Source organism: Psittacicella gerlachiana (genome assembly GCF_003585965.1).
Taxonomy (GTDB): Bacteria; Pseudomonadota; Gammaproteobacteria; order Enterobacterales; family Psittacicellaceae; genus Psittacicella; species Psittacicella gerlachiana.
The window spans coordinates 1-6,538 of record NZ_NRJF01000188.1; the positions used below are offsets into that span (position 1 = coordinate 1).

General features: G+C 33.4%; 2 protein-coding genes. Both read left to right on the plus strand.

Features of this window, described 5'->3' with window-relative positions; all coding sequences use genetic code 11:
- Window positions 1-768: 768 nt before the first annotated feature.
- Window positions 769-2,070, plus strand: a complete 1,302-nt coding sequence (locus CKF59_RS06240; protein WP_119535088.1) for a hypothetical protein — start codon at window positions 769-771, stop codon at window positions 2,068-2,070.
- An 808-nt stretch (window positions 2,071-2,878) separates the two neighbouring features.
- On the plus strand, window positions 2,879-6,514 hold the full coding sequence (locus CKF59_RS06245) for a type I restriction enzyme subunit R domain-containing protein (protein ID WP_119535089.1): 3,636 nt from the start codon (window positions 2,879-2,881) through the stop codon (window positions 6,512-6,514).
- Window positions 6,515-6,538 lie beyond the last annotated feature (24 nt).

A 6,538-nucleotide genomic window follows, 5' to 3' on the forward strand; every position in this document is an offset into this window, starting at 1 on the left:
AGACTAGAAGCTTACTTGAGGTCGCAGTCAACTTCCTATTATTAGTTTTTTAACTTTGCAACATCTACCTTTTGCAAGGTAAAAATTATATTTTTAGTTACATTTAGCGATTAACATGCCTAATTTGTTACTTTTTCCTTGAATCCGATTTATTAAAAAAGCTCAAACAACTTTATCCTACCCCTTAACAATAAACAAATAATAACTTTTGATACCAAAAATATATGATTTTACCTTTCATTTGCAAGACACACCCCAAAGGTAAGAAAAAATTAGCTTATTTTCGAGAGATTTTTTAGTTCACAAAAATAAATCTCAGTATAATGAGGATAAAATTATAAGAGTTTACTTCTTTCCACAATTCTCAAACTCAAATAATTAGATACCATAAGATAAAGTTCTTTTATAGAAGTATTTTCCTCTACCGCTATAAAAGACTTAATGGAGAACAAGATTTCTAGGTTATAAGTAATCCTCTTCTAGCCTCTAAAGGTTTCCTTTTAAGGATAGAAATATTTATCAAATCTGGAAATAAGTTCTTTAAAAAGATCGACGATCTTTTTAAATGGGGTAACCCCATTTACAATTTCCATATTAAAAAGTTTAGTCTTGTCTTGCGGATAACAATTCCTTTCAAGTGCAAGTTAACTTGATTAACTTGCATTTATCTTTCCTCATTACCCGTCTAAACAACTTACTCCTAGTTATCTTTGATTCAATCTTATTTTTCTTTCCATAACAATTAAAAGATTAAATCATAAGATAGATATGAAAAAAACTCTCTTAGCTCTTGCTTTAACTGGTCTTGCTACTAGTTCTTTTGCTTACGTAAATGTATTCACTTCGGCAGATGGTCGCTCTTATGTTTCTGTAGGTGCTGATCTTCGTGCAATCTACTCCTACGAAGACAAAACTACTTCTTTATATAACCGTAGCACAGCTGCCGATGACTATAAAAGTACTTATGGTTTCCGTACTCGTTTTACTTTAAATGGTAAAGCTTGGTTAAATCCAACGACTAACTTAGGCTTCCATGCTCGTGTTGGAGCTCAATGGGTAAGTACTCACGCTACAGTACAGAACACTACGGTTTCAAGAACTCGTGTCGGTTATCCTTATGCTACTTACTTCACTACGAAAAAATCTTTAGTTTACACTAACAATAGAGGTAACACTAAATTACACGATCACTCAGTAACTGATCCACGTTTTGAGCGTTTATACGTTTACTTTGAGAATTTCTCATTTGGTAAAGTAACTATCGCTCCAGGCTTAGCTAATATTGCTAACCAAGAACAAGGAGCTGCAGATCAAAATGATTTTGGTACTTCTACTAACTACGTAAGCACTCCTTACTCAGCTTCATCTGATGCTTACCTGCTCTATGCAGATTGGACCCTACGTTACGACCTAACTTCAAATCCAAATGTACCTTATCGTTTTGCAGTTTCTACTTCTGCAAAACGTAGTACTAATACTTTTGCAGATGGTAACTACAAATACGATCGTGATATGCAAGCTTCATTTGGTTGGAAATTTGATCGTAACAACTCTGTTTACTTAAACGTAACTGGTCGTCGTGTTGCTAATGGTTCAACAAACTTTACAGGCTATACTAATACTTTAGCTTTTGAATTATTTGCAGATGTACGTCCTGTTCCAGGGTACAATAATTTACGCTTACGTGCAAACATCTCAACCAGCAAACAAAATCGTGATACTTGGACCAGAGCTAACTACAGCACTTCTGTAGGTTTTGATGTTGCTCACTATGACACTTTTGTTAAAGGTTTAACTTTATATACAGGTTACATCTATAAATATAGCAAATCTAACTATAGTACTAGCACCCAATTATTTAGATATACTAAAGACAAATTTGCTTACTTAGGTGGTGAGTACTATATCTATGACAGCTACCAAGGTGATGCTTTTACTTTAAAATACTTTGTTGAAGGCTTACGTTCTAACTCTTCACAATCAAATAACACAGGTTCAACAACAACCCGTGGTACTTTAAATCACTTACAAAATACCCAAGTAGCTACTGGCTTTAGATTATTCTACTAATCTTATTCTGATTAGCTAAACTTCAGCTATAGCTCAAGTAAAAGATTTTTTTCATGTGTCTATGCAACCTTAAAGTCTCTTTAAGGTTGCTTTTGCATACTTTGAAATCTAAGAGCAACAACGCTAAATTATATTTTTTGATCTCAAAACTACAATTTTTTATCATTTTTGATCGCTTATTTTGTGAGCCATGTCGCAAATTTACACTTTTTATTTCTCCCAAATTTAAATTTTTGTATAATATACATAAGCTTATTTCAAATAAGTGCTAAATTAACTTAATTACCCATTCTTCTTTAATTGATAATCTTTGTCCATATAGGAAATGTTTATTATTAAATAATAAAAGAGTGATACTTAAGAAGTAATTTAGAAAACTTGTCTTTTTGTAGATATTAAATTCTCGTTTATGGAAAATGTAACTCCTCTGGGGTTACATGTTTTTTGTCTCTAAAAATTATAAAATTGTTTTAGCCAAGTTATTTAGAACTAAAGTTAAATTAGTTACTCAGGAGAGATAATACTTTTAGAAATCACAACTTTAAGTATGAGTACTTTTAGCATTAGCTTTGAGATAATTCTGGTAAGAATTTAAACAACTCCTCAAAAAAGGGAGCAACCATTTTTGCAAAAGTGGCTGCTCCCTTTTTTCTAGACCTAAAATTTATACCCTTATTTTACATCTCCTAGGAATTTAGACCAAAAATCTAAGTTTTTCTTACCTTAAATTTGCTTATGATATATAATTAAAACTAAAGAAAAACATTTTTAAATCCAATCATATTACCATATAACTCCTGACTACAATATGACGATTAAATTCAGTAATCTAGATGATGAACATTTATTTGAAGAAAGTGTTATCACTTTCTTAACGAAAAATTCCCAACTCTTTCCACGGGTGCAACAAGAGCAAGTACAATTTGATCTTGAACAAGCAATTAATGATCCTGAACATCAACTCTCTTGGGAATACGCACGAGAAGTTAACAATATCTATAAGCTCGAACAAAATCTCAGAAGCATTATTGAACACAATAACCGAGATATCCTTGAGAAATCAGGTTCAGCAACCCTGAGTGATAAAGAATTTAATCTCATTAAAGAGTATATTTTTAATGAGATCTATGGGAGTGAAGCAAAAAGAACCAGTGAAATTCCTGTAAACACTGCTATTTTCTTACGAGGCGTAGGCGGAATTAGTGAGTATACTTCTTTAAAACGTACTTTACCTGATGGTACAGATAAAGAGATAAGTTTAATTTTATTTGCTTCACCGCAATTATCGGCAAACGCAAAAGCTAAGTACCCTCAGTATCAAGTACATTATCAAATACTCCGACAATTTAATTATAAAGATTATACTTTTGATTTAGTGCTCCTGATTAATGGATTTCCTTTAATTCTCATTGAAAATAAAAGAGCAAGAACCAAGAGAGACCTTAAAGATCAACTACAACGCTACTTAAGAAGCTTTAATACTAATAATCAAGATCTCTTTCTTACGACTCAAGTTTTAGTTGGACTGACGCCAACAACAGCAATGTACTTTGCTCGTCCTAGCGACAAAATTAAAGATTCATTTATCTTTAAGTGGACAGTGCCTAATAATATTGAAACTCCAATGAAGTATGGAGATTTAGAAATTCCTCAAGGAATTGAAGTTGAGTCAAAAAACTCACTAAACTTTCTTGCTTCGTTTCTCAATCCTAAAAGTGCTCATGAGTTAATTAGCAACTATATAGTTACGGTAAAAAATGACCATAATAGTTATATTATGGTAATGCGTAAGTACCAAACTGAAGCCGTACGCATCACTTTAGATCGTATTGAGCAAATGCTAAGAAACCTCGACCAAAATAATAAGTTTAACCAATTAAAATATACAGCGGATAAACAACATCTCGAGGTCGATTACAACCACAATCCTCATGAATCAGTAACTAATCTCCTAGGTTATGTATGGCATACTACGGGATCAGGAAAAACCGTAACTAGCTTTAAGATTGCAAGTTTAGCTAAAGAACTTGATAATATTGATAAAGTCGTGTTTGTAGTTGACCGTAAAGACTTAGATTCACAAACGGTGGCGAGCTTTAAGAGCTATCTTGCGACTAGTGCCGATGAAGCTAAATCTTCTCATGTCCGTGGCGTAAGAACGAGCGAGAAAACTCAGAGCCTAATTGAGAATCTTAATGATAATAGTAAAGATATTATTATCACAACCATCCAAAAATTAGGACGAGTATTCAACCAAGCTAGCTCTGCTCAACAAGAAAATATTCGTCATAAAAATATTCTCTTTATTGTCGATGAAGCTCACCGTTCAACGTCAGGGCAAACTCTAGAGCAAGTTCGTAAAGAGTTTAAATATACCGCTTGGGTTGGTTTCACCGGCACTCCGAACTTTAATGCTAGTGATAAAAACTCTGATAGCATCTTTGGCGAACGCATTCATAGCTATACCATTGCCCAAGCAATTTATGATAAAAGTGTTCTTGGCTTTAATGCCCTCTTTACTAATGTAACTACTCAAGAGATTGAGAATGAACACTATGACGATGAATTAATCCAAAAACTCAGAGAACATTTTGGTAAAGATAAGGTCGATCAAATTTATATTAATGAACATGAAATTGATCCCCAAAAACTCGAAAGTATGCTAGATGACTTTTATGAATACCATATCAAAAAGGATTCTGCATTTGCCAAAAATCGTATTGTAACGGTAGTTAAAGAGATTCTGAACAAGTGGGATCGTCTAACTCAAAATCGCAAGTTCAATGGGATGATCACTACCTCAAGTATTAAAAATGCCATCCGCATTTTCTTTGAGTTAAAAAAGCAAAACGAAAAGCTCAAAAAACCATTACGTTTTACTACCTTATTTAGTGATTTTAATCTCAATCGCACCCAAACCCTGGATGACGACGAAATCGATTTTGAAAGCAAAGAGTTTAATCCGCATGAAAAAATTAAGCTCAATCTCGAACAAGGCGATATCGAGTATGGCTATGATCAAATTAGAGCGATAATTCTTGAGCATTACAATCGTACTTTTAATACCAATGTTTCATCTGACACCTTTGAAGCAGATGTTTACAAACGAATTAAACGTAGTACTTTTGATCCTGCTAAGTCTGCAGAAGAAAACCAAAATAGCTATTTAGATATAGTAATTGTGGTCGATAAAATGCTGACAGGATTTGATGCTCCACAATTAAACACGCTAATTGTCGATCGTGTACTTTCTGGAGCTAAATTAATTCAAGCTTACTCACGTACCAATCGTATCTATAATGCCGATAAAGCATATGGGAATATAGTTAACGTTCGTCTTCCTGTGCGTAATCGTAAAAACCTCATTGAAGCCTTAAAAATCTATGCCAATATGAGCTACAAGGAATTAGAGGCAAGTAACATTATTACGCCAACTCCGGAAGAGATTGCCGAAAGAATCCACGCTGAGCTCAATAAATTTAAACAAAAATATAAAGTGGAATCTATAGTACAGCTAGATCCTGATGGTTTAGATGACGAGCAAGTACGTGATATTGTCAGAATCACTAATCGCCTTGGCACAAATGTTACTCTCCTAAAAACTCAGCCAGCGGTTGTGAACTCAGAAGGACAAGTAATTGAAGGTTATTCTGAAGAATTTGCTGATCAATCTTTTGCGAATGTCGGCTTAATCAGTGAAGACTACTATAATAGTAACTGGAATCCTTCAATTTGTGGCGAACCTTTTAAATTAAAACTCCAAGAGATTCGTAAACAACAGGAAGACAAGGGTAAAGCCTTAGAAGATGATAATCTCATTAATAGTTTTAATTTAGTGATGCGTAGCACTCGTGAAGGTGATACTAATCGTCATCTACAAATTGATAATAATTATCTCTTTAATCTTCTTAATAAAATTCTTGCAGATACACCAGCAACTGAAGTTCCGCAAGTATATTTAGAACAGCTAAGAAAAGATAGTCAGTTATTACACAATAAAGATAGTCTCCAAATCGCTAGAATACTTTCAGATCACCCGCAAAGGGCTTGTGAGCTTATTGATCAATTACAAAAAGATGGTAACTATAAGCAAGCGATTTCTTCTTTCCTTAATAGAGAAGCAGAATACGGTCTCGACAAATTCTTTAAGAAATATCAGATTAAGAATCAAGAGGAAAGAGAAAAGCTAGAAACGAAATTAAAAGAAACTATTTTAAATGATCGTTCTATTGCGAAGCTAGACAATCTCACCAAAAACTCCGATGTTAATGCTTTTCTCGTTGCATTGAAAAAGAATAGTCCAAGAAATAGGTTATTGAGTAATACAAACACCGATAACTTTAATTCTGATCTCAAAGTAATCATCAATCGTATTTATAATTTAGATGGTGCTAATAACCTCGAGACCATGCGCGATGAAATCTTTAATAAACCAGCTAAATAAAATTAATTTAGATAGCTCAATTAA